This window comes from Microtetraspora sp. AC03309 (assembly GCF_020826795.1).
Taxonomy (GTDB): domain Bacteria; phylum Actinomycetota; class Actinomycetes; order Streptosporangiales; family Streptosporangiaceae; genus Microtetraspora; species Microtetraspora glauca.
Genome location: NZ_JADDIL010000330.1, coordinates 1 through 658, shown reverse-complemented (window position 1 = coordinate 658; position 658 = coordinate 1). Strand labels below are relative to the sequence as shown.

Sequence of the window (658 nt, the reverse complement as noted above, 5' to 3'; positions counted from 1 at the left end):
CTACGAATCCTTGGCGAGCCGCCGCTGCGAGTGCCGCGGCAAGTGGATCGTTCACCAGCCCGTTTGGGTGGTCGGTCTCTCGCGCCCTGATGACGGCAACCCCGATAGCAGTTGCTCCGACCCCTCTGAGCATTGAATCGGACAGATTCGATAATGCCATGGCGCCGCATCTCCTCGATAAGTTACTTGCCGGTCGGTTAGTCTTTTTGAAAGGTACGCAGTTACCTAACCGGCCGTCAAGTAGGTAGAGGAGCAATCGAGTGGACCGTCGGCGCACCGACACGAGGGCACGAATCCGGTCAGTCGCGCTTGAGCTCTTCACTGATCAGGGCTACGACAAGACGTCGATGCGGGAGATCGCGGAGCGGCTCGGCGTGACCAAGGCCGCGCTCTACCACCACTTCCCGAGCAAGCAGGACATCGTCACGGATTTGTTCGCCTCGCTTCCTGAAGGCATTGAGGAGATCATCACGTGGGCGGGGACGCAACGGCCCGGGAAGAGGACGCGTGAGCAGATTTTGGTCCGATACGGTTCGCTCCTGCACGAGGTCGGTCGCGATATGGCGCGATTTATGTATACAAACCAGCCGGCCTTCAGTCAGCACCCTTCGGCATTCACCATGCGTGAGGGAATGATCCGTATAGCAAACGAGATGAC

At 59.0% G+C, this 658-nt stretch carries 1 protein-coding gene; it reads left to right on the top strand.

Annotated features, from left to right (window positions below):
* Positions 1-260: 260 nt before the first annotated feature.
* Positions 261-658 (top strand): TetR/AcrR family transcriptional regulator (locus tag IMZ11_RS43150; RefSeq protein WP_228649428.1); only part of this gene is annotated, 398 nt, incomplete at its 3' end.